Annotated in this window: 19 protein-coding genes and 1 tRNA gene; 13 read left to right on the top strand and 7 right to left on the bottom strand. The window is 69.6% G+C overall.

What is annotated here, in order from left to right; translation table 11 throughout:
• Nucleotides 1-81: 81 nt before the first annotated feature.
• The 3 genes from QWY84_RS02210 to QWY84_RS02200 all read left to right on the top strand — a co-directional run bounded on the left by QWY84_RS02210 (nt 82) and on the right by QWY84_RS02200 (nt 3,434).
• The gene (locus tag QWY84_RS02210) at nt 82-1,401 is read left to right on the top strand and encodes an NAD(P)/FAD-dependent oxidoreductase (protein ID WP_290200814.1); all 1,320 of its coding nucleotides are present in this window, start codon (nt 82-84) and stop codon (nt 1,399-1,401) included.
• Between the two features lie 115 nt (nt 1,402-1,516).
• Complete coding sequence (locus tag QWY84_RS02205; RefSeq protein ID WP_290200813.1) at nt 1,517-3,037, top strand: protein adenylyltransferase SelO; 1,521 nt, start codon at nt 1,517-1,519, stop codon at nt 3,035-3,037.
• Nucleotides 3,038-3,110: 73 nt separating this feature from the next.
• Nucleotides 3,111-3,434 (top strand): HesB/IscA family protein, encoded by a 324-nt coding sequence (locus QWY84_RS02200; RefSeq protein ID WP_290200812.1) that lies wholly within the window; start codon nt 3,111-3,113, stop codon nt 3,432-3,434.
• A gap of 34 nt (nt 3,435-3,468) precedes the next feature.
• Here QWY84_RS02200 and QWY84_RS02195 read toward each other — a convergent pair whose 3' ends face one another.
• The 7 genes from QWY84_RS02195 to QWY84_RS02165 all read right to left on the bottom strand — a co-directional run bounded on the left by QWY84_RS02195 (nt 3,469) and on the right by QWY84_RS02165 (nt 11,159).
• Nucleotides 3,469-3,846 (bottom strand): DUF2237 family protein, encoded by a 378-nt coding sequence (locus tag QWY84_RS02195; RefSeq protein ID WP_290200811.1) that lies wholly within the window; start codon nt 3,844-3,846, stop codon nt 3,469-3,471.
• A gap of 215 nt (nt 3,847-4,061) precedes the next feature.
• A complete protein-coding gene (locus QWY84_RS02190; protein WP_290200810.1) occupies nt 4,062-5,603 on the bottom strand; it encodes a cation:proton antiporter family protein in 1,542 nt (513 codons plus the stop codon).
• A 244-nt stretch (nt 5,604-5,847) separates the two neighbouring features.
• Nucleotides 5,848-7,566 carry an NADPH-dependent assimilatory sulfite reductase hemoprotein subunit gene (locus QWY84_RS02185; protein WP_290200809.1) on the bottom strand — a complete coding sequence of 573 codons (1,719 nt, stop codon included), beginning with the start codon at nt 7,564-7,566 and terminating at the stop codon, nt 5,848-5,850.
• A gap of 57 nt (nt 7,567-7,623) precedes the next feature.
• Entirely contained in the window at nt 7,624-9,426 is a 1,803-nt protein-coding gene (locus QWY84_RS02180) for an assimilatory sulfite reductase (NADPH) flavoprotein subunit (RefSeq protein ID WP_290200808.1), read from the bottom strand.
• Nucleotides 9,427-9,650: 224 nt separating this feature from the next.
• Complete coding sequence (locus QWY84_RS02175) at nt 9,651-10,169, bottom strand: DUF2721 domain-containing protein (RefSeq protein ID WP_290200807.1); 519 nt, start codon at nt 10,167-10,169, stop codon at nt 9,651-9,653.
• Nucleotides 10,170-10,213: 44 nt separating this feature from the next.
• A complete protein-coding gene (locus QWY84_RS02170) occupies nt 10,214-10,885 on the bottom strand; it encodes a phospholipase A (RefSeq protein ID WP_290200806.1) in 672 nt (223 codons plus the stop codon).
• Nucleotides 10,886-11,082: 197 nt separating this feature from the next.
• Nucleotides 11,083-11,159: transfer RNA gene (locus tag QWY84_RS02165), tRNA-Arg, on the bottom strand.
• 163 nt (nt 11,160-11,322) lie between these two features.
• On the opposite strand from QWY84_RS02165, the gene QWY84_RS02160 reads away from it, so the two are divergent.
• The 10 genes from QWY84_RS02160 to urtA all read left to right on the top strand — a co-directional run bounded on the left by QWY84_RS02160 (nt 11,323) and on the right by urtA (nt 19,682).
• Nucleotides 11,323-11,847 (top strand): c-type cytochrome, encoded by a 525-nt coding sequence (locus tag QWY84_RS02160; protein ID WP_290200805.1) that lies wholly within the window; start codon nt 11,323-11,325, stop codon nt 11,845-11,847.
• A gap of 424 nt (nt 11,848-12,271) precedes the next feature.
• Nucleotides 12,272-12,850, top strand: coding sequence for a HupE/UreJ family protein (locus QWY84_RS02155; RefSeq protein WP_290200804.1), 579 nt, complete (start codon nt 12,272-12,274; stop codon nt 12,848-12,850).
• Nucleotides 12,851-13,714 carry an urease accessory protein UreD gene (locus QWY84_RS02150; protein ID WP_290200803.1) on the top strand — a complete coding sequence of 288 codons (864 nt, stop codon included), beginning with the start codon at nt 12,851-12,853 and terminating at the stop codon, nt 13,712-13,714.
• Between the two features lie 10 nt (nt 13,715-13,724).
• On the top strand, nt 13,725-14,027 hold the full coding sequence (locus tag QWY84_RS02145) for an urease subunit gamma (protein WP_290200802.1): 303 nt from the start codon (nt 13,725-13,727) through the stop codon (nt 14,025-14,027).
• A gap of 13 nt (nt 14,028-14,040) precedes the next feature.
• Nucleotides 14,041-14,358: an urease subunit beta gene (locus QWY84_RS02140; RefSeq protein WP_290200801.1), complete on the top strand. Its 318-nt coding sequence runs from the start codon at nt 14,041-14,043 to the stop codon at nt 14,356-14,358.
• 1 nt (nt 14,359) lies between these two features.
• On the top strand, nt 14,360-16,066 hold the full coding sequence (gene ureC / locus QWY84_RS02135) for an urease subunit alpha (protein WP_290200800.1): 1,707 nt from the start codon (nt 14,360-14,362) through the stop codon (nt 16,064-16,066).
• Nucleotides 16,067-16,076: 10 nt separating this feature from the next.
• Nucleotides 16,077-16,526 (top strand): urease accessory protein UreE, encoded by a 450-nt coding sequence (gene ureE / locus QWY84_RS02130; RefSeq protein WP_290200799.1) that lies wholly within the window; start codon nt 16,077-16,079, stop codon nt 16,524-16,526.
• Nucleotides 16,510-17,196: an urease accessory protein UreF gene (locus QWY84_RS02125; protein WP_290200798.1), complete on the top strand. Its 687-nt coding sequence runs from the start codon at nt 16,510-16,512 to the stop codon at nt 17,194-17,196. Before ureE ends, QWY84_RS02125 begins: the two co-directional genes overlap by 17 nt.
• A gap of 278 nt (nt 17,197-17,474) precedes the next feature.
• The gene (gene ureG / locus QWY84_RS02120) at nt 17,475-18,107 is read left to right on the top strand and encodes an urease accessory protein UreG (protein ID WP_290200797.1); all 633 of its coding nucleotides are present in this window, start codon (nt 17,475-17,477) and stop codon (nt 18,105-18,107) included.
• 303 nt (nt 18,108-18,410) lie between these two features.
• Complete coding sequence (gene urtA / locus QWY84_RS02115) at nt 18,411-19,682, top strand: urea ABC transporter substrate-binding protein (protein WP_290202661.1); 1,272 nt, start codon at nt 18,411-18,413, stop codon at nt 19,680-19,682.
• Nucleotides 19,683-19,714 lie beyond the last annotated feature (32 nt).

The raw sequence follows: 19,714 nt of genomic DNA, 5'->3' as shown, positions 1-19,714 counted from the left end.
CAAGCATTGAACGCGGCCGCCACCGCGCCCACGACGGCATCATGCGGCGGCCGCCTGTCGCGAACGGAAAGGGACGGACGCATGGCAGACCAGGAAACACCGCACCGCATCGTTGTCGTCGGCGGCGGCGCCGGCGGTCTCGAGCTGGCCACCCGCCTGGGGCGGCGGCTGGGCCGCAAGGGGCGCGCCCGGATCACGCTGGTGGATGCCAAGCTCTCCCACGTGTGGAAGCCGCTGTTCCACGAGCTCGCCGCCGGCACGCTGTACTCCTACGAGGACACGGTGGACTATCTGGCGCAGGCCAAGCGGCACAGCTTCCGCTTCCAGTACGGCTACATGAGCGGCCTGGATCGTGCCAACCGGCGCATCAGCCTGGCCCCGGTGTTCGACGAGACCGGCGACGAGCTGGCCCCGGAGCGGACACTGGACTACGACACCCTGGTCATTGCCGTGGGCAGCGTCAGCAACCACTTCAATACCCCCGGTGCCGCGGAGCACTGCATGTACCTGGACTCCGTCAGCGAGGCGGAGCGTTTCCAGCGCTCCATGGCCAAGGCGTACTTCCGCGCCCAGGTGCAGGAGCAACCCCTGGGCGAAGGGCAGCTGTCGGTGGCGATCATCGGCGCCGGGGCCACCGGCGTCGAGCTGGCGGCGGAGCTGCGCAGCGCGGCCCGCAAGGCAGTGCACTACGGTCTCGACCGCATCGACCCGGAGAACGACCTGAAGCTGACGCTGGTGGAGGCGGCCGACCGGGTTCTGCCGGCGCTGTCCCCGGGGCTGTCGCAGCGGACCCATCAGCAGCTCGAGGAGCTGGGCGTGCGCGTGATCACCGGCAAGAAGGTGGTCGCGGTCACCGGCGAGGGCGTCGAGCTGGACGGCGGCGAGTTCATCCCCGCGGACACCCGGGTGTGGTCGGCGGGCATCAAGGCGCCCGAGTGGCTGGCGGATCTGGACGGCCTGGAGACCAACCGCGCCAACCAGCTCCAGGTCACGCGCAGCCTGCAGACCACCCGCGACGCCAACGTCTTCGCGCTGGGCGACTGCGCGGCCTGTCCGCTGCCGGACGGCGAGGGGATCGTACCGCCCCGGGCGCAGGCCGCCAGCCAGCAGGCGGCGTTCCTCACCAGGGCGGTGGAGCGCCGGCTTCGCGGGCAAGAGCCGGGTTCCTACGCGTATACCGATTACGGCTCGCTGATCTCCCTGAGCGAGGATCACGCCGTCGGCCGGCTCATGGGCAACGTCGTGGGCACCCGCATGATCGAGGGCAACATCGCCCGGCTGGCCTATGCCTCGCTCTACCGCAAGCACCTCACGGTGCTCCACGGCCTGCCCCGGGTCATGCTGACCACGCTGGCCCAGGGTCTGACGCGGCACATGCGGCCGCGGCTGAAGCTGCACTGAGGCGTCCCAGCGTCTCCGGCAAGCCCCCGGATGGTTCTCTGCCTTCTTAATATGTATCATTCATACATTGTAGAATGACCGCGTCATCCGGCAGCCCACGCTTTGGTGCCTCATTATGGTAGAGACAACCCCGTCCGCTGCGCTTCAGTCCGGGGCTTCGCAACCGGAGCTCCGGCTGGACAACAGCTATGCACAGCTCCCCGACCGGTTCTTCGCGCGCTGCCGGCCGGCGCCGGCCAGCGCGCCGACGCTGATCCGGTTCAACGAGCCGCTGGCGGACGAGCTGGGCCTGGATCTGCGTGGGTACGACGAGACCGGGCTGGCGGCGCTGTTCTCCGGCCAGGCGCTGCCGGAAGGGGTGGAGCCCGTGGCCATGGCCTACGCCGGGCACCAGTTCGGCAACTTCGTGCCCCAGCTCGGGGACGGGCGGGCGCTGCTGCTGGGGGAGGTCACGGACCGCCAGGGCGTCCGCCGGGATATCCAGCTCAAGGGCGCGGGGCGCACGCCGTTCTCCCGGCACGGCGACGGCCTCGCGCCGCTCGGGCCGGTGCTCCGGGAGCATCTGGTCAGCGAGGCGATGCACGCCCTGGGCGTGCCGACCACGCGCTCCCTGGCCGTCGTCCTCACCGGCGACGACGCCTTCCGGGAGCGGCCGGTGCCCGCGGCGGTGCTGACCCGGGTGGCCCGGAGCCACGTGCGTGTGGGGACGTTCGAGTACTTCGCGGTCCGCGGTGACCACGAGGGCCTGCGGCTGCTCGCCGACTACGTGATCGACCGCCACTACCCGCACCTGCGGAGCGCGTCGAATCCCTGCCTGGCACTGCTGGAGCAGGTCTGCGACCGCCAGGCGGCCCTGGTGGCGCAGTGGCTGAGCCTCGGCTTCATCCACGGCGTGATGAATACCGACAACCTGTCCATCGCCGGCGAGACCCTGGATTACGGCCCGTGCGCCTTCATGGACGCCTACAACCCGCGGACCGTGTTCAGCTTCGTGGACCAGACCGGGCGCTACGCCTACGAGAACCAGCCCGCGATGGCCCAGTGGGGTCTCGCCCGATTCGCCGAGTCGCTGCTGCCGTTGCTCGCCGATGACGAGGAACGCGCCGTGAGCGAGGCGCAGGCGGTGCTGGAGGGGTTCATGCCGGCGTACCGGGCGTACTGGCTGCGCGCCATGCGGGCCAAGCTCGGCCTGTGCCGGGAGTGCGATGGCGACGACGCCCTGGTCGACGATCTGCTGGAGATCATGAGCCGGGGCCGGGCGGATTTCACGCTGTTCTTCCGGCACCTGTGCGACGCCGCCGAGTCGACCGGGGCCGATGACGGGCTGCGATCACTGTTGCAGGCGCCGGAGGCGCTGGATGACTGGCTCGCGCGCTGGCGCCGGCGCCTGGAAGCCGAATCCGGGCCGGGCCGGGCCATCGCCGAGCGCATGCGGGTGGTCAACCCGGCGGTCATCCCGCGCACGCATGCCATCGAGAACGCCATACGGGACGCCGAGGATCGCGGTGATTTCGCCGCCTTCCACCGGCTTGCCGATGCCCTGGCCAGGCCCTTCGACGCGCCGCCGGAAGAGGCCGACTACGCGCGGCCGCCGCAGCCCCACGAGCGCGTCCCGCAGACATTCTGCGGAACCTGAGGCGAGCCGGCGTTGAATGGACCGGTGGGCAAGCCATGCTACTGACAGTCGTCGTTCATCCGGAGGTACGGCCATGACCGTGACGATCACCGAAGCCGTCGCCCGTCATGTGAAATCCCAGGCCGAGAAGACGGGCAACGCGCCCCGCATCCGCCTCGGCGTGCGCACCAGCGGCTGCTCCGGTTTCATGTACACGGTGGATTATGCGGCCGAGGTCGGCGAGGCCGATACGGTGCATGAGCAGTACGGCATCCAGGTGGTGGTGAGCCGCAAGAGCCGGCCGTTCCTCGAGGGCACGGAGGTGGATTTCGTCCGCGAGGGAATCAACCAGCGCCTGGCGTTCCGCAACCCGAACGTCAAGGACGAGTGCGGCTGCGGAGAGAGCTTCACGGTCTGATGCAGCCGGGCCTCCGGGGGAACGTGGACGGGCCCTAGCCGGGATCCAGCGCGTACTCCCGGAGCGTGGCGAGCCCGATCACCGCCAGGGTTTCCTCGTGGGTGGCATCCAGATCCACCGGCGGCGCCACGCCCGCCCGGTACGCCTCGACCCAGCGCGACGCGCACAGGCACCAGCGGTCGCCGGGACGCAGGCCGGGGAAGCCCGCCTCCGGAAAGGGCTGCGTCAAGTCGTTGCCGCACGCCTTTGAGAACTCCAGGAACGCACGGGTTACCTGTGCGCACACCGTGTGCATGCCGCCGTCCTCGTGCCCGGTGTTGCAGCAGCCGTCCCGGAAAAAGCCGGTGACCGGGTCGTGACCGCAGGGCGCCAGCGGTTCGCCGTGGACGTTCGTGGACGCGAACTTGCTCATGATTGCGTGACCTCGTTGGACGCGCGGGTTCGGAACGCGGGTTTCGTGGCCCCGACAGCCTCGTCCATTACGGTATCACCCGGGTGCAACCGCGGGGCACGGCAGCGGACGAGCCGGCCCGCTCGGCACCCGTGCCCGCAGTGAAGCGGCTGCCCCGCGTCGCGCCGGTCCGCCCGGGGATGCCTGCCCGGAAGAACGGCCTTCGCGGCTCGGGGTCACAGGGCCTGCCGCACCTTGTCCGCCAGGCCGTGCCCGGCGCCGGTCATGGTCAGGTAGACCTCGTCCGCTCCCGCCGCCCGCACCTGTTCCGCGTCGTCAGCGAACAGGGCATTGGCGACGATGGGGCCGGTGAAGCCGAGCCGGCGCAGGTGGCGCGTGGCGATGAGCTTGCCCTCGATCTCCGGCATGGCAAGGATGGCTGCGCGGACGTTGCCCAGGATCACGCGGTCCCAGAAGCCGACGTCCTCGACATCGGCGTAGAGCACGTTGCGGCCCTGGCGGACATGGTCCGCCACCTTGCTCGGGTCGGCGTCGACACCCACGGTGCGCAGGCCACGCTCGCTGAGGAAGTCGAGGGCGGCCGTGCCGGTGCGGCCCATGCCCATGACCAGCACGTCCGCGTCGCCGAACGAGGTGGGCTGCTCGTCCGGGTGGTGGGTTCGCCGCTCGAAGGGCTGCAGCTGGCCCTGGACCCGGCCGTAGAGCGCGTGGGCGATGCGGTTGACGGGGGCGGCGATGACGAACGACAGCGCCACGGTCAGCGCCAGGGGCACGACCCATTCCTGGAGCACGCCGGCGGCGACGATGAGGCCGAACTCGCTGTAGCAGGTGAGCGTGAGGCCGCCGAGAAAGGCGTTGCGCGCCCGCAGCCGGAACCGGGTGAGCAGGAAGAAGAACAGCGCGCCCTTCAGGGGCAGGACCAGGGCAAAGATCACGGCGAAGGAGATGGCCTGCGCGTCCGGCAGCCCTTGCATGCCGATCTGCAGGAAAAAGCCGATCAGCAGGACCTCCTTGAGTCCCCAGAGCGAGGCCGACAGCTCGTGCGCGCGCGGATGCCCCGCCAGCAGGACACCCATGAGCAGGGCCCCCAGTTCCGGGCTCACGCCGACCAGCTCGAAGCCGGCGCCGCCGGCGACCACCGCCAGCACCACGCCCATGAGCACGAGAAGCTCCTCGTGCCCGGCGATATCAAGCAGGCGGTAGAGCACTGGGCGCAGTAGCGGCAGGGCGAACAGCAGCAGTGCCCAGGGGCTCGGCGAGTGCCCGCCGGCGACGCTGAGCACGGCCAGGGCAATGAGGTCCTGGATGATGAGGATGCCGATGGCGATCCGCCCGTGGAGGGCGCGGAGCTCGCGCTTGGCCTCCAGCACCTTCGCGGCCAGCACGGTGCTCGAGAACGCCAGCGCGCTGGCCAGGAGCAGGGCGGTGCGCTGGTCCACGTCGAGCAGGAAGGAGATGCCGATGGCGAAGATCGCCACGGTCACGGCGAAATGTACCAGGGCACCGCCGATCACCGCGGGCTCGACGAGATTGCGCAGCTTGAGCTTCAGCCCGACGGTGAACAGGAGCAACAGTACGCCCAGGTGCGCGATGTGATCGAGCACCGGCCGGGCGTCCGCCATCGGCACGCCCAGGGCGGGGCCGAACGCATGGATGGCGAACCCGGCGGCGAGGAAGCCGACCAGCGGCGGCAGGCCGATCTGCTTGATCAGCATGCCGAAGACGAAGGCAAAGCAGAGCGAGACGACTTCGATCACCGCGGTCGATTCCTTCCCGATCGTTGGGGGATGCCTGGCGACACCGTAGTTGGTCCGCGGGGACTTGCTGCCGCCGTGCCCGGCTCGGAATGACTCCCGGCGCCAGGGAGCGCGGAGCGACTCCCCCGGCGACGAGCGCATTATCCGCTGCTCTCCCGGTGCCCGCCCCGAACGGAACACCAGCGCTTCGCATCTTCTCAGAAAACGCGGCCGCTTTCAGTCGGCAGTTCTTGTCAGGCGCGTGCTACAGGTTGAACTCCCGCCCGGCGGTCACCTCGGGCACGTAGCCCGCGCGGATCACGAAGTCGCCGAAGGGCTCGCCGTCCTGCCGCTCGCGGCCGTAGTGGTGGAGCATGCCCCCGAGCTCCTCCAGGATGCGGTCCTCGCCGACATTGTCCAGGTAGGGCTTGTTCAGGCGCTGCCCGTGGAACCCGCCGCCCAGGTAGAGGTCGTACTTGCCCGGCCCGCGGCCGCTGAAACCGATCTCGGCCAGGTACGGCCGCGCGCAGCCGTTGGGGCACCCCGTCATGCGGATGACGATGGGCTGATCGCCGACGCCGGCGCTCTCGGCGATGGCCTCGATCCGCGAGATCAGCGACGGCAGGTAGCGCTCGCTCTCGGCCATGGCCAGGCCGCAGGTGGGGAAGGCGACGCAGGCCATGGAATTGCGCCGCAGCGCGCTCTGCCGCGCGGGATCCAGGAGCCCGTGCTCGTGCATGAGGCGGTCGACGGCGGCCGTCTGCGCCTCGGGTACGTTGGCGATGATCAGGTTCTGGTTGGGGGTGAGCCGGAACTCGCCCTCGTGGACCTCGGCGATCGCCCGGAGCCCGCTCATCAGGCCGTAGTCGTCCCAGTCGCGAATGCGCCCGTTCTCGATGAACAGCGTGTAGTGCCAGCGGCCGTCGCTGCCCTGCGCCCAGCCGTAGCGGTCGCCGTTGTGGTCGAAGCGGTACGGCCGGGCGGCCTCCAGGGACCATCCCAGGCGCCGTTCCACCTCGGCACGGAACCAGTCCGCGCCGCGGTCCTCGACGGTGTACTTCATGCGCGCGTGGTTGCGGTCGATGCGATCGCCGTAGTCGCGCTGCACGGTGACGATGGCCTCGGCCAGCTCCACCGCCTGCTCCGGCGCGCAGAAGCCGATGAGGTCCCCGAGCCGGGGGAACGTCGCCGGCTCGTTGTCGGTACGGCCCATGCCGCCGCCGATGAGCACGTTGAAGCCCTGGAGCTCGCCGTCCTCGGCGATGGCGACGAAGCCGATGTCCTGGCTGTAAACGTCGATGTCGTTGACCGGCGGCACGGCGAAGCCGATCTTGAACTTCCGCGGCAGATAGGTCGGGCCGTAGATGGGCTCCTCGTTGCTGCCGGGGTCGACGCGCTCGTCATCGAGCCAGATCTCGTAGTAGGCGCGCGAGCGGGGCGCCAGGTGGTCGCTGACTGCCTTCGCCTGCTCCTGGACGGCCGCGTGCACCGCGGACTCGTGCGGATTCACCGACGCCATGACCGTGCGGTTGACATCGCCGCAGGCCGCCAGTGTATCCAGCAGCGCCTGGTTGATGCCGCGCATGGTGGCCTTGAGGTGATGCTTGAGCACGCCGTGGAGCTGGAAGGTCTGGCGTGTGGTCAGGCGCAGGCCGCCGTCGCCATAGCGGCGCGCCAGGTCGTCGATCTGCAGCCATTGCCCGGGCGTGCACACGCCCCCCGGCAGGCGCAGCCGGATCATCATCTGGTAGGCCGGCTCGAGCTTCTGCCGCCGACGCTCGTCCCGCAGGTCGCGGTCGTCCTGCTGGTAGAAGCCGTGGAACTTCGTCAGCTGCGGGTCGCCGTCCCGCAGCGCACCCGTGATCGGGTCGGCCAGGCTTTCCTCGATGGTGCCCCGCAGGAACCGGCTTTCCGCCTTCAGGCGCTCGTTGGCATGGAGCGCTTCCAGGGGCTGGGTGATATCCCGACTGCGATCATTGGTCATGTCCGCATCCCCGCTCGCTGCTTCCGGAACGGCCCATGAATCGGCCGGCGCAGGCGCTCAATAGACGTCGCGCTGGTAGCGCTTGTCCCGTTGCAGCTGCTTGACGTATTCCTCGGCGTCCTCCTGGGAGTGACCGCCGTGCGTCTGCACGATCTCGTGCAGGGCTGCGTGCACGTCCGGCGCCATGCGCTCGGCGTCGCCGCAGACGTAGAAATGCGCGCCCTCCTCGAGCCAGCGGTAGACCTCGGCCCCGCGCTCCCGGAGGCGGTCCTGGACGTAGACCTTGCCCTCGCCGTCCCGGGAGAAGGCGACATCCATGCGGTCCAGCAGGCCGTCCTTCAGCCAGCGCTGCCATTCGGTCTGGTAGAGGAAATCCGTGCGCAGGTGGGGGTTGCCGAAGAACAGCCAATTGTCGCCGCCGGCGCCGTGCTCCTCGCGCTCCTGCAGGAAGGCGCGGTAGGGCGCGACACCGGTGCCCGGGCCGACCATGATCACGGGTGTGTCGGGATCCGCGGGCAGCCGGAAGTTCTTGTTGCGGCGCACGTAGACCGGCACGGTCGTGCCCGGCTCGGCGTGGTCGGCCAGGTAGGTCGACGCCACGCCGTACCGCGCCCGCCCGTGACTCTCGTAGCGCACGGCCGCCACGGTGACGTGGACCTCGTCCGGGTTGGCCGCGTGGCTGGAGGCGATGGAGTACTCCCGCGGCTGCAGCCGCCGCAGCATGCCGAGGAACGTCGTGGCATCGAGCCCGCTAGCCGGGTAATCCGTGATCACATCGATGACGTGCCGGCCTTCCAGGTAGCGCATGAGCTCGTCGCGCTCCCCGGCAAGCTCCCGGAGCTCCGGGGCCTGCACGAGCTCGGCCCAGGCGGCGACGAACGCCGGCGTCAGCGTCGTGATCTCGTACTCATGGCGCAGCGCGTCGATCAGCCGGACGTCGCCGGACGGGGCCGAGACGGCTTCCTCGGGGTCCAGGGCGAGGGCCTGCAGGACGTCCCCGACCACCTCTTCCCGGTTGCGGGGCACCACGCAGAGGATGTCGCCGGGCTCGTAGGTGATGCCCGAGCCTTCCAGGGACAGCTCCACGTGACGGGTCTCCTTGTCCGAGCCACGGCCGTTGAGAACCAGGTTCTCGAGCACCTCGGCGTCGAAGGGGCTGTTGCGGTCGTAGCTCGCCTGCTGCTGCCTGGGCGCGTTGGCGAAGGCGACCACGTTGCTCGGGGGCGAGGTGATATGCTGCTCGAAGCCCTCCAGCGCACTGGCGATCCACTGCTCCGCGGCCTCCTCGTAGTCCACGTCGCAGTCCACGCGCCCGGTGAGGCGCTCGGCCCCCAGCGCTTCCAGCCGGGCGTCCAGGTCGCGGCCGGTCTGGCAGAAGTGCTCGTAGCTCGAATCCCCGAGCGACAGCACGGCGAAGCGGACCCCTTCGAGGCGCGGCGCCTTGCGGCCGTGCAGGAACTCGTAGAAGTCGGCGGCCGGGTCCGGCGGATCCCCCTCGCCGTGGGTGGCGGTGACGATCATGAGCAGGCCCTCGTCCCGCAGCTCACGCATCTTGTAGTCCGCCATGTCGATCACGCGCACCGGAATGCCGCGCGCCTCCGCCTGCTGGCCGGCCTGCTCGGCGACGGCTTCGGCGTTGCCCGTCTCCGAGCCGTACAGAATCGTCAGGCGCCGCTGCCCGGCCTCGCCGCCGGCCGGGGCCGCGGCCTGGGCCTCGCCCTGGGCGCTGCGAAGGCCGGCCAGGTAGCCGCTGACCCAGGTGAGCTGGTCCGGGGACAGGGCAGTGATCAGGTGATTGACCTGCTCGGCCTGCTCGCGGGTCAGTGGGCTGTTGGTCGTGTCGAGGGCTGCTCCCTGCATGTCGTCACCGTCGAACCGCGGAGTAATGTGCTGCGGTCGGAATCTTGCAGCCAACGATAAGTCTTTCGGTTGAAAAGAAAAAAGAATAATGTCCTATTTATTTATGCGCTTTGGTGATGAGAGAGGGGCATGTCCGCACCCGCGAACCGGGCCCGGTCGGCAAGGCGTTCGGGATGGAGTCAACCGGGGGAGGGGCTGACGGCACTGCCGGTGGACCGGGGCGACTACGGTGCGGCGGGCGGATCCCCGTCCCGGCGCTCGCCGGGCTCCGGGGCGCTGCCGGCGGCCATTCCGCGCAGCTGGATGTTCAGCGCCTCCACGGAGATCTGGATCTCGCGCAGCGACAGCGCCAGGGACAGCAGCATGAGCAGCAGGCTCACCACGAACAGCACCAGCGCGGCGCCCTGCCAGCCAACCAGCAGCACCAGCATGCACACCACGCACAGGAACAGGCTGGCCACGCCCATGACCTGCATGTTGCGGATCAGCACCACCCGCCGCCGAAGGTTCTCGATCTGCTGAAAGAGGCTGCTCTCGTGGGTATCCCGGTAGCGGGACTGCAGGTCCCGGATCAGCGCCGCCAGGGCCAGGAACCGGTTGGTGTAGGCCAGCAGCAGCAGCGAGATGGCCGGGAACAGCAACGCCGGCGTCGCCAGGGTGAGCTCCATGGCGGGAAGGTTGTCCTCGATGGCGGCGAAGGGGATCAAGACGGGCTCCATCATGCGGTCGGCGGATGACTCCATGCAAGCACCTGCGCCTCCCTGAAGCGCACGGCGCGCCCGCCCGCTCAGCGCGTGAGCGAGTAGCCGATGCCCACCCGGGTAAGCTCGCGGTCGTAGTCGATCAGGCTTTCGCCGTAGCCGTGGAAGACCTGCAGGAACCAGAAGCCGTCGCCGCCGGTCGGGCGGGTTACGCGCAGCCGGACGGCCCCGCGCTCGCCGCTGAAACTGTACCGGCTCATCCAGGACAGGCGTGTCGCCTCGGTGACGTGCCAGTCCACTTCCAGCTGGTGGTGGCCCATGAAATCGGTGATGTCCCGGTTGTTCTCCTGCCGGTCCACCGGTGCCCAGAGCATGAGACCGACGCGCAGCTGCGGGGTAGTGTACTCGGGGCGCACGTACACCCGGTCCCAGCCGCGGGATTCCGGGTCGGACTGGCCGTTGGAGGTATGGTCGTAGCCGAAGTCCACGGCGACGGGGCCCAACGGGTTGGCGGCGCTGTCGAGGCGGTAGAACGCCTGCGGGTTGTGGGTGACCTCGCGGAACGGCCGCTTGTTCTCGGCGTCGTAGACCTGCCAGAAAGAGGTCTGGGTATAGGCGACGTGGACCGGCGAGCGCAGAAGCTGCTGCTTCAGGCTGATCTGGAACTGCGCCTCCGTGTTGTCCGGGTGGGCGTCATCGGGTGTCCAGGACACGGGCAGGAGGTAGTTCATGCGGTAGACGCTCAGGCTGTCCGTCAACAGCGTGGGCGGCTCCCACGGGCCCGGTCCCTGGGCGGTGGCCCGGACGGACACGAGCAGTGCCAGGACGGCGAGGCAGAGCAAGCCAGCGGAACGTGGTCTGCGGTTCGGCGGGCGCAAGGATCGGTTCCCTTCATCCGGCGCGGCACTCACCGTCGTGGTGAGTCCCCGTCTTGGCTACAGACCTTGCAGAATAATGGTGCGCCCGGCAGGACTCGAACCTGCGACCTTCGGCTTCGGAGGCCGACGCTCTATCCAGCTGAGCTACGGGCGCTGCGATCTGCAAGTGACACAGGATAGCGATTCCAGGCGCCTCCGTCCATGAGCGTGCCAGGGTGAACTTTTGCGGGTAGGGTCTTTCCGATATACTTCACGCCCGGTAAAGCCGCCCGGCGGGCCGAGCGCCATGGGCAGCAGACGACGGTATTGGGGGAAGCGTGAGCAGCGAGCAGGACGACAAGGCCTTCATGAAAAGCTTCGGCGGGGTGATTCTGCTCCTCGTCGTGGGCGCGATCATCATTGCTCTGCTGGCGGTTTTTGCCAGCACCTTCGAGCCTTCGCGCAACCAGGCGCGGATCGAGCTGGAGCGCGAGCGCATGGAAGAGCGGCTGCAGCCGGTGGGCCGCGTGCGGGAGGACGGCGATCCGGCGCCCATCTCCATGGGCAGCGACGAGGAAGAGGATGGCGGCGGCGATGAAGGCCCGATGGCGGCCGCGGACGTGTACGAGTCCACCTGCATGGCCTGTCACGACAGCGGCGTCATGGAGGCGCCGATTACCGGCGAGAACGAGCCGTGGGCCAGCCGTTATCAAGAGAAGGGCCTGGATACGCTCGTGGAGCACGCGATCAACGGCTTCAACGCGATGCCGGCACGGGGTGGCGACTCCAGTCTCAGTGACCAGGAAGTCCACGACGCCGTGGTCTACATGCTCGAGCAGAGCGGCGTCGAGGTGAACGAATAGCGCGCCGCGATCGCGGCCGTTCCGGTTTCGTCCTGAAAGCCGCCTTCGAGGCGGCTTCTTTTTTGCACCGAAGTCGTGCAGGTGGCCGAGGTGCCCGGGCCGTCCGCGGGACACCTCGATGGGCACCCGGCAACCGAGGCTCGCCGCCCTTCTGTCTCGTTCGTCGCCTCCCGCATCTGCGCCTCCCGGCTTGACCCATCGTCCACGCACGCTTCTGGTGCGTTCGCCTCCTCGTGGCGCACATCCCTGGTGCAGGTGGATAACCGCATCACCGGCGTCCGTCTCCTGATTCACTGATTCTCCCGGGTTTTTTCTTCTGGCACGCCTTCTGCACCAGCAGTGCGCAAGCGGGACGGACGGCAACGTCCGTGTGTCATCCGGACGGCTTCTGTCCCCCTGCCTTCACCCGACAGGAGAGCTGACCATGTCTATTCGCGTGATTGCCGCCTTGTTGCTGCTGGTTCCCGCGGCTGCGCTGGCGCACCCGGGCCACGGCCCGGGAGGCCTCGTGGCCGGGCTGCTTCACCCGCTGCTGGGGGTGGACCACCTGCTCGCCATGCTCGGCGTCGGGTTCTGGGCGGCGCTGCACCGAGGCGCGGGGACGGTCGTCCTGATCGGCGGGGCCTCCCTGGTCGCGGTCCTCGCCGGCTTCGCGGCGGGCGTCGGCGCGGCGCCGGCACAGGTCGTCGAGTTCGGCATTCTCGGCTCGCTGGCCGTCATCGGTGCGCTGATGCTCGCCGGCCGGCGGCTGCCCCTGCCGGTTGGCGCCGGGGTGGCCGCGCTGTTCGCGCTGTTCCACGGCCACGCGCACGGCGCCGAGATGGCGGCCGGCCTGTCCACGGTCGCGTTCGCGTCCGGGTTCCTGGCGACCACCGCCGCTCTGGTGGCGGCCGGTGCGGCCGCGGCGCAGATGGCGGCGCGCAGCCCCTGGCCCCGTCCGGTGGAACGCGGCCTCGGCGGCGTGCTCGTGGCCAGCAGCGTCTACCTGCTGTTCGTGGTCTGAATGGCCGCTGTCGCGATCCAACCCGAGGACGTGTCCGGCCCGCCGGTCGGGGCCGGCTGGCTCGGCTGGCTGGACCTCGACTATCAGGTGCGCGGCGGCCGCACGGTTCTGGTGCGCCGGCGCCACGAGGGGCCTCTGCTGGTGCAGCGCAGCTTCCACCCGGAAGGGCCGGTCTGCCACAACTACGTCATCCATCCGCCGGGCGGGCTGGCGGGTGGCGACCGGCTCAACCTGGACGTGCGTATCGGGCCCGAGGGGCACGCGCTGCTGACCACCCCCGCGGCGGCGAAGTTCTACCGCACCGAGCGGGCGGCCGCCGTGCAGGAGCAGACGTTCGACGTCGGCGACGGGGCCGCCCTGGAGTTCCTGCCCATGGAGAGCATTCTCCACGGGCGCTCGGACACGGTGCTCCGCAATCGCTTCCGCCTGGCGCCGGACGCGCGCCTGTGCACTTGGGACATCCTGTGCCTGGGGCGCCCGGGCAGCGGCGATCACTTCGAGGGCGCGCGCTGCCGGCAGGAGCTGGTGATCGAGCGCAGCGGTGCGCCGCTGCTCCACGAGTGCCTGAACCTGGCCCACGGCGACCCGCTGCTGGAGCGTCCGTGGGGCCTGGACGGCCATTCCGCCATTGCCACGCTGGTGGCCACCCCGGCGCCGGACGATCTGGAGGCCCGGCTGCGGGAGGCGCTTGTCGGCGTCGAGGGCGTGCGCCTGGGCGTGACCCGCATGAACGACGTGCTGGTACTGCGCTGCCTGGCGCCCGGGACGGAGGTCGCCCGCGGCGTTCTGGAGCGGGCCTGGCGTGTGCTGCGCGAGCCGGTTCTGGGCCGTGCCCCGAGCCCACCCCGAATCTGGAAGACCTGAGGAGTCACCCATGGAGCTCACACCCCGCGAGAAAGACAAGATGCTGGTCTTCACCGCCGCGCTGCTGGCGGAGCGGCGCCAGGCCAAGGGCCTGAAGCTGAACTATCCGGAGGCCATGGCCATGATCTCCGCCGCCATCATGGAGGGCGCCCGGGAGGGCAGGAGCGTTGCCGAGCTCATGAGCCTGGGCGGCGAGGTGCTCACCCGGGACGACGTCATGGAGGGTGTGCCCGAGATGATTCCCGACGTCCAGGTGGAGGCCACGTTCCCGGACGGCGTGAAGCTGGTCACCGTCCACGAGCCCATCAAGTAGCGGAGGAACGGCCATGATTCCGGGAGAGATTCTGCCCGCCGACGGCGACATCACCCTGAACGCCGGGCGCGAGACCACCACGGTGGCCGTGACCAACACCGGCGACCGGCCCGTGCAGGTGGGCTCGCACTACCACTTCTACGAGGTCAACGACGCGCTGGACTTCCCGCGGGAGCAGGCCCGGGGGTTTCGCCTGGATATCCCGGCGGGCACCGCCGTGCGCTTCGAGCCCGGCCAGGAACGCACCGTGAACCTGGTGCGCTATGCCGGCGACGGCGTCGTCTACGGATTTCAGGGGCGGGTCATGGGCCCGCTGTCGGAGGGCAAGTGACATGAGCAATACCATCGCGCGCACCGCCTACGCGGACATGTTCGGCCCCACCACCGGCGACCGCGTTCGCCTGGGCGATACCGAGCTGGTCATCCAGGTGGAGAGCGACCACACCAGCTACGGCGACGAAGTGAAGTTCGGCGGCGGCAAGGTGGTCCGCGACGGCATGGGGCAGAGCCAGCGCACCGCCGACGAGGTGGTGGACACGGTGATCACCAATGCCCTGATCCTGGACCACTGGGGCATCGTCAAGGCGGACATCGGCATCAAGAACGGCCGCATCCACGCCATCGGCAAGGCCGGCAACCCGGATACCCAGCCAGAGGTGGACATCGTCATCGGCCCCGGCACCGAGGCCATCGCCGCCGAGGGCAAGATCGTCACCGCCGGCGGCATCGACGCCCACATCCACTTCGTGTGCCCGCAGCTCATCGACGAGGCGCTGACCTCCGGCATCACCACCATGATCGGCGGCGGCACCGGGCCGGCCACCGGCACCAACGCCACCACCTGCACGCCTGGGCCGTGGAACATCCACCGCATGCTGGAGGCCGCCGAGGCCTTCCCCATGAACCTGGGCTTTCTCGGCAAGGGCAACGCCAGCCGGCCGGAGGCGCTGCGCGAGCAGGTCGAGGCCGGCGCGCTGGGGCTCAAGCTCCACGAGGACTGGGGCACCACGCCCGCGGCCATCGACTGCGCCCTGGGCGTGGCGGACGACTACGACATTCAGATCTGCATCCACACCGACACGCTGAACGAGTCCGGCTTCGTGGAGAACACTCTGGCCGCGTTCAAGGGCCGCACCATCCACACCTACCACACGGAAGGCGCCGGCGGCGGCCACGCCCCGGACATCATCAAGGCCTGCGGGCAGGCCAACGTGCTGCCGTCGAGCACCAACCCGACGCGGCCGTTCACGATGAACACCATCGACGAGCACCTGGACATGCTCATGGTCTGCCACCACCTGGACCCGCGCATTCCCGAGGACGTCGCCTTCGCCGAGTCGCGCATCCGCAAGGAGACCATCGCCGCCGAGGACATCCTCCACGACCTGGGCGCGTTCTCCATGATCGCCTCGGACTCCCAGGCCATGGGCCGGGTGGGCGAGAACGTTATCCGCACCTGGCAGACCGCGCACAAGATGAAGGTCCAGCGCGGCCCGCTGCCCGGCGACGACAGCGGCAACGACAACCTGCGCGCCCGCCGTTACGTGGCCAAGTACACCATCAACCAGGCGCTGGCCCACGGCATTTCCCACGAGGTGGGCAGCGTGGAGCCGGGCAAGCTCGCCGACCTGGTGCTGTGGCGGCCGGCGTTCTTCGGCGTGAAGCCGTCGCTGATCGTCAAGGGCGGTTTCATCGCCTCGGCGCCCATGGGCGACCCCAATGCCTCCATCCCGACGCCGCAGCCGGTGCACTACCGGCCCATGTTCGGCAGCTACGGCCGCGCCATGACCGGCACGTCGCTGACCTTCGTGTCGCAGGCCGCCGCCGACGCCGGCATCGGCGACCGTCTCGGCCTGCAGCGCCGCGTGGTCGGCGTGCGCGGCTGCCGCAGCGTGTCCAAGAAGGACATGGTCCTCAACGACTGGCTGCCGTCCATGGAGGTGGACCCGGAGACCTACGAGGTGCGCGCCGACGGCGAGCTGCTGACCTGCGAGCCGGCGCCGACGCTGCCCCTGGCCCAGCGCTACTTCCTGTTCTGACGAGGCTCCCATGCTGCAGCTGACCGAACGCGTCGAGTCCGCCAACAGCGAGGGGGTGCTGCGGCTGCCCTTCGATACGCGCCAGAAGAGCCGGTTCCGCGGCCGGCTCACCGACGGCACCGAGGTGGGCGTGATGCTGGAGCGCGGGCAGATCCTGCGCCACGGCGACTGCCTCGCCGGCGAGCAGGGCCGCGTGGTGCGGGTGGAGGCTGCCCCCGAGACCGTGAGCACGGTGCGCGCCGACGACGCCACGCTGCTCGCCCGGGTCTGCTACCACCTGGGCAATCGCCACGTGCCGCTGGAGATCGGCGCCGGCTACGCCCGCTACCGCCACGACCACGTGCTCGACGACATGGTGCGCGGCCTGGGCCTGGAGCCGGTGGCCGAGGAAGCCCCGTTCGAGCCCGAGGCCGGTGCCTACGGCGGCGGCCACGGACACGGGCATGACCATGCGCACTGAACCGGGGCTCGCGCGCCGGCGGCTGTGGCAGCTCATGAGCCCGACGCTGCCGGTGGGCGCCTACAGCTACTCGGCGGGCCTGGAGTACGCCATCGAGGCCGGCTGGGTCCGGGATGCCGGTGGTACCGCCGACTGGCTGGAGGGCCAGCTCCGCCACGGCCTCGCGCGCGTGGACATCCCGCTGCTGGCCCGCTTGCACGGATGCTGGCAGCGGCACGACCACCCCGGGGTGGAGCGCACGGCCCGCTGGCTGCGGGCCAGCCGCGAGACCGCGGAGCTGGCCGCGGAGGATCACCACATGGGCCGCGCCCTGGCACGGCTGCTCAACGAGCTGGGCATGCCCGAGGCGGAGCCGTGGAGCGCCCGCGAAGACACCAGCTGGGCGTGCATGTTCGCCCTGGCCCTGGCGCGCTGGGGGATCCCCCTGGACCAGGGCGCCGAGGCGTATCTCTGGGCCTGGTGCGAGAACCAGGTGGCCGCCGCCATCAAGCTGGTGCCGCTGGGCCAGACCGCCGGCCAGCGCATGCTCCTGGACCTGGCCGGCCCGGTGGGCGAGGCGGCGGCCGCCGGGCTGGTCCTGGAGGACGATGCCATCGGCGGCACGGCCCCCGGCCTGGCCATCGCCAGCAGCCTGCACGAGACCCAGTACTCGCGGCTGTTCCGGAGCTGAGTCGGGAGGCGGGTTGCAAGCCGCCTTGCCGCGGCTGCCGTACGAGCGTTGTAGGAGCGGCCATAGGAGCGACGTAAGTCGCGACCGTTGCAGAGAACCTGACGCCCTGGAAAGTCGCGGCTCACGCCGCTCCTACGGCTCCAATGGCGACCGGGGAGCAGTCACGGTTCAAGTCGGGGCTGAAGCCCCTCCTACGGCGACGCCGGTTTCGGCGGTGCTTCGGGGGCTGTCACAGCCGAAGCCGTTTCCCTATCACCATGAACAGGAGGATGAGGACCATGTCCACCAATACCCAGGCACTGCGCGTCGGGATCGGCGGCCCGGTGGGCTCGGGCAAGACGGCGCTGCTGGAGGCCCTGTGCCACGCCATGCGCGAAGAGTTCAGCATCGCCGTGGTCACCAACGACATCTACACCCGCGAGGACGCGGAGTTCCTCACCCGCCGCAATGCCCTGGAGGCCGAGCGGATCATGGGCGTGGAGACGGGCGGTTGCCCGCACACCGCCATCCGCGAGGACGCCTCCATGAACCTGTCCGCGGTGGCGGACCTCAACGCCCGCTTCCCGGGCCTGGAGGTGGTGTTTGTGGAAAGCGGCGGCGACAACCTCTCGGCCACCTTCAGCCCGGAGTTGTCGGATCTCACCATCTACGTGATCGATGTCTGCGCCGGCGACAAGATTCCGCGCAAGGGCGGCCCCGGGATCACCCGCTCCGACCTGCTGGTGATCAACAAGACCGATCTGGCCGACGGCGTCGGGGCGTCGCTGGACGTGATGGAGCGGGACAGCCGCAGGATGCGCGGCGAGCGGCCCTTCGTGTTCACCAACCTCAAGACCGGCGACGGCCTGACCACCGTGCGCGACTTCATCGTGCACCAGGGCATGCTGCGCGCCCCGGCGCAGACCGGCTGAGTGCACGCTGCTGGTGCGCGCGCCTCGCAATCGTGCAGCCGGCGGCTCCGTTCAGGCGCGTCCGCCCGGCCGTGGTTTTCCAGGAGGTTGTTCTTAAAGAATAAAAAGAGCTGGCACGTGGCTTGCTGTAATCCTCCCGGTGCCGGCTGCAACCGCGGCCGGCATACCGCAACCGCTGCCCCGGGCCGGTGCACGGCCCGGCGGGGTTCACGAATCACCAGGAGGCATCCGATGCGTACACGGACCAACACAGATAACGGGGGCGCGCGTTTCGCGTGGCCGGGCCGGCTCGCCGGCGGCGCCATGGCACTCGGCCTGGCCCTGACCGGGACGGTGCAGGCGCAGGAGGAAGAGCCCATCAAGGTGGGCATCCTGCATTCCCTGTCCGGAACCATGGCCATCAGCGAGACGTCACTGCGTGACGTGGCGCTCATGACCATCGAGCACATCAACGAGCAGGGCGGCCTGCTGGGCCGCGAGCTGGAGCCGGTGGTCATGGATCCGGGCTCCGACTGGCCCACCTACGCCGAGCAGGCCCGCGAGATGCTGGAGCGCGAGGACGTGGCCGTCATCTTCGGCTCCTGGACCTCGGTGTCCCGCCAGTCGGTGCTGCCGGTGCTTGAGGAGCTCAACGGGCTCATGTTCTACCCGGTGCAGTACGAGGGCGAGGAGTCCTCGCGCAACATCTTCTACACCGGCGCGGCGCCGAATCAGCAGACCCTGCCGGCGGTGGACTACCTCATGAGCGACCAGGGCGGCGGCGCCGAGCGCTTCTACCTGGTGGGCACGGACTACGTCTTCCCGCGCACCACCAACCGCATCGTGCGGGCCTACCTCAACGAGCACGGCATCGGCGACGAGGACATCGAGGAGGTCTACACGCCCTTCGGCCACGACGACTTCCAGACCATCGTCAACAACATCGGCGACTTCGCCGAGGGCGGGCCCACCGCGGTGATCAACACCGTCAACGGCGACGCCAACGTGGCCTTCTACCAGGAGCTCGCCAACCAGGGCATCGACCCCATCGACGTGCCGGTGCTGGCTACCTCGGTGGGCGAGGAGGAGCTCCGCGGCATGGACACGGACCCGCTCACCGGTCACCTGGCGGCGTGGAACTACTTCATGTCCCTGGATACGCCGGAGAACGACAAGTTCAAGGAGCGCTGGGCCGAGTACGTGGACGAGAACGACCTGCCCGGCGGCGACGACCGCGTGACCAACGACCCCATGGAGGCCACGCACATCGGCATCCGCATGTGGGCCCAGGCGGTCATGCAGGCCGGCACCACCGACGTGGACGCGGTGCGCCAGGCGGTCTACGGCCAGTGCGTGGACGCACCCTCGGGCTTCGAGGTCTGCATGGACGAGGAGAACCACCACCTCCACAAGCCGGTGATCATCGGCGAGATCCAGCCCGACGGCCAGTTCTACCCGGTGTGGGAGACCGACGAGGTGGTCCGCGCCGAGCCCTGGAGCAAGTACGTCGAAGAGAGCGAGGACAAGATCGCCGACTGGACGTATCCCTGGGTCTGCGGCAACTGCGAGGAGGCGCAGCACGACCTGGGCTTCTGAGGTCCCGTCGGGCCGGCGGGCGCGGGGTTCCC

Origin of the sequence: Aquisalimonas lutea (assembly GCF_030409225.1) — a bacterium.
In the GTDB taxonomy this organism is placed as follows: Bacteria; Pseudomonadota; Gammaproteobacteria; order Nitrococcales; family Aquisalimonadaceae; genus Aquisalimonas; species Aquisalimonas lutea.
The sequence above is the reverse complement of the archived record's forward strand: the minus strand, read 5'-3'. Positions and strand labels throughout refer to the sequence as shown.

Coding starts and splice junctions, on each gene's coding strand:
- QWY84_RS02145 (WP_290200802.1), top strand. CDS start 13,725: ATGGAGCTCACACCCCGCGAGAAAGACAAGATGCTGGTCTTCACCGCC.
- ureE (WP_290200799.1), top strand. CDS start 16,077: ATGCTGCAGCTGACCGAACGCGTCGAGTCCGCCAACAGCGAGGGGGTG.
- QWY84_RS02185 (WP_290200809.1), bottom strand. CDS start 7,566: ATGACCAATGATCGCAGTCGGGATATCACCCAGCCCCTGGAAGCGCTC.
- QWY84_RS02195 (WP_290200811.1), bottom strand. CDS start 3,846: ATGAGCAAGTTCGCGTCCACGAACGTCCACGGCGAACCGCTGGCGCCC.
- QWY84_RS02125 (WP_290200798.1), top strand. CDS start 16,510: ATGACCATGCGCACTGAACCGGGGCTCGCGCGCCGGCGGCTGTGGCAG.
- QWY84_RS02150 (WP_290200803.1), top strand. CDS start 12,851: ATGGCCGCTGTCGCGATCCAACCCGAGGACGTGTCCGGCCCGCCGGTC.
- QWY84_RS02205 (WP_290200813.1), top strand. CDS start 1,517: ATGGTAGAGACAACCCCGTCCGCTGCGCTTCAGTCCGGGGCTTCGCAA.
- QWY84_RS02180 (WP_290200808.1), bottom strand. CDS start 9,426: ATGCAGGGAGCAGCCCTCGACACGACCAACAGCCCACTGACCCGCGAG.
- QWY84_RS02200 (WP_290200812.1), top strand. CDS start 3,111: ATGACCGTGACGATCACCGAAGCCGTCGCCCGTCATGTGAAATCCCAG.
- ureG (WP_290200797.1), top strand. CDS start 17,475: ATGTCCACCAATACCCAGGCACTGCGCGTCGGGATCGGCGGCCCGGTG.
- ureC (WP_290200800.1), top strand. CDS start 14,360: ATGAGCAATACCATCGCGCGCACCGCCTACGCGGACATGTTCGGCCCC.
- QWY84_RS02155 (WP_290200804.1), top strand. CDS start 12,272: ATGTCTATTCGCGTGATTGCCGCCTTGTTGCTGCTGGTTCCCGCGGCT.
- QWY84_RS02140 (WP_290200801.1), top strand. CDS start 14,041: ATGATTCCGGGAGAGATTCTGCCCGCCGACGGCGACATCACCCTGAAC.
- urtA (WP_290202661.1), top strand. CDS start 18,411: ATGGCACTCGGCCTGGCCCTGACCGGGACGGTGCAGGCGCAGGAGGAA.
- QWY84_RS02210 (WP_290200814.1), top strand. CDS start 82: ATGGCAGACCAGGAAACACCGCACCGCATCGTTGTCGTCGGCGGCGGC.
- QWY84_RS02175 (WP_290200807.1), bottom strand. CDS start 10,169: ATGGAGTCATCCGCCGACCGCATGATGGAGCCCGTCTTGATCCCCTTC.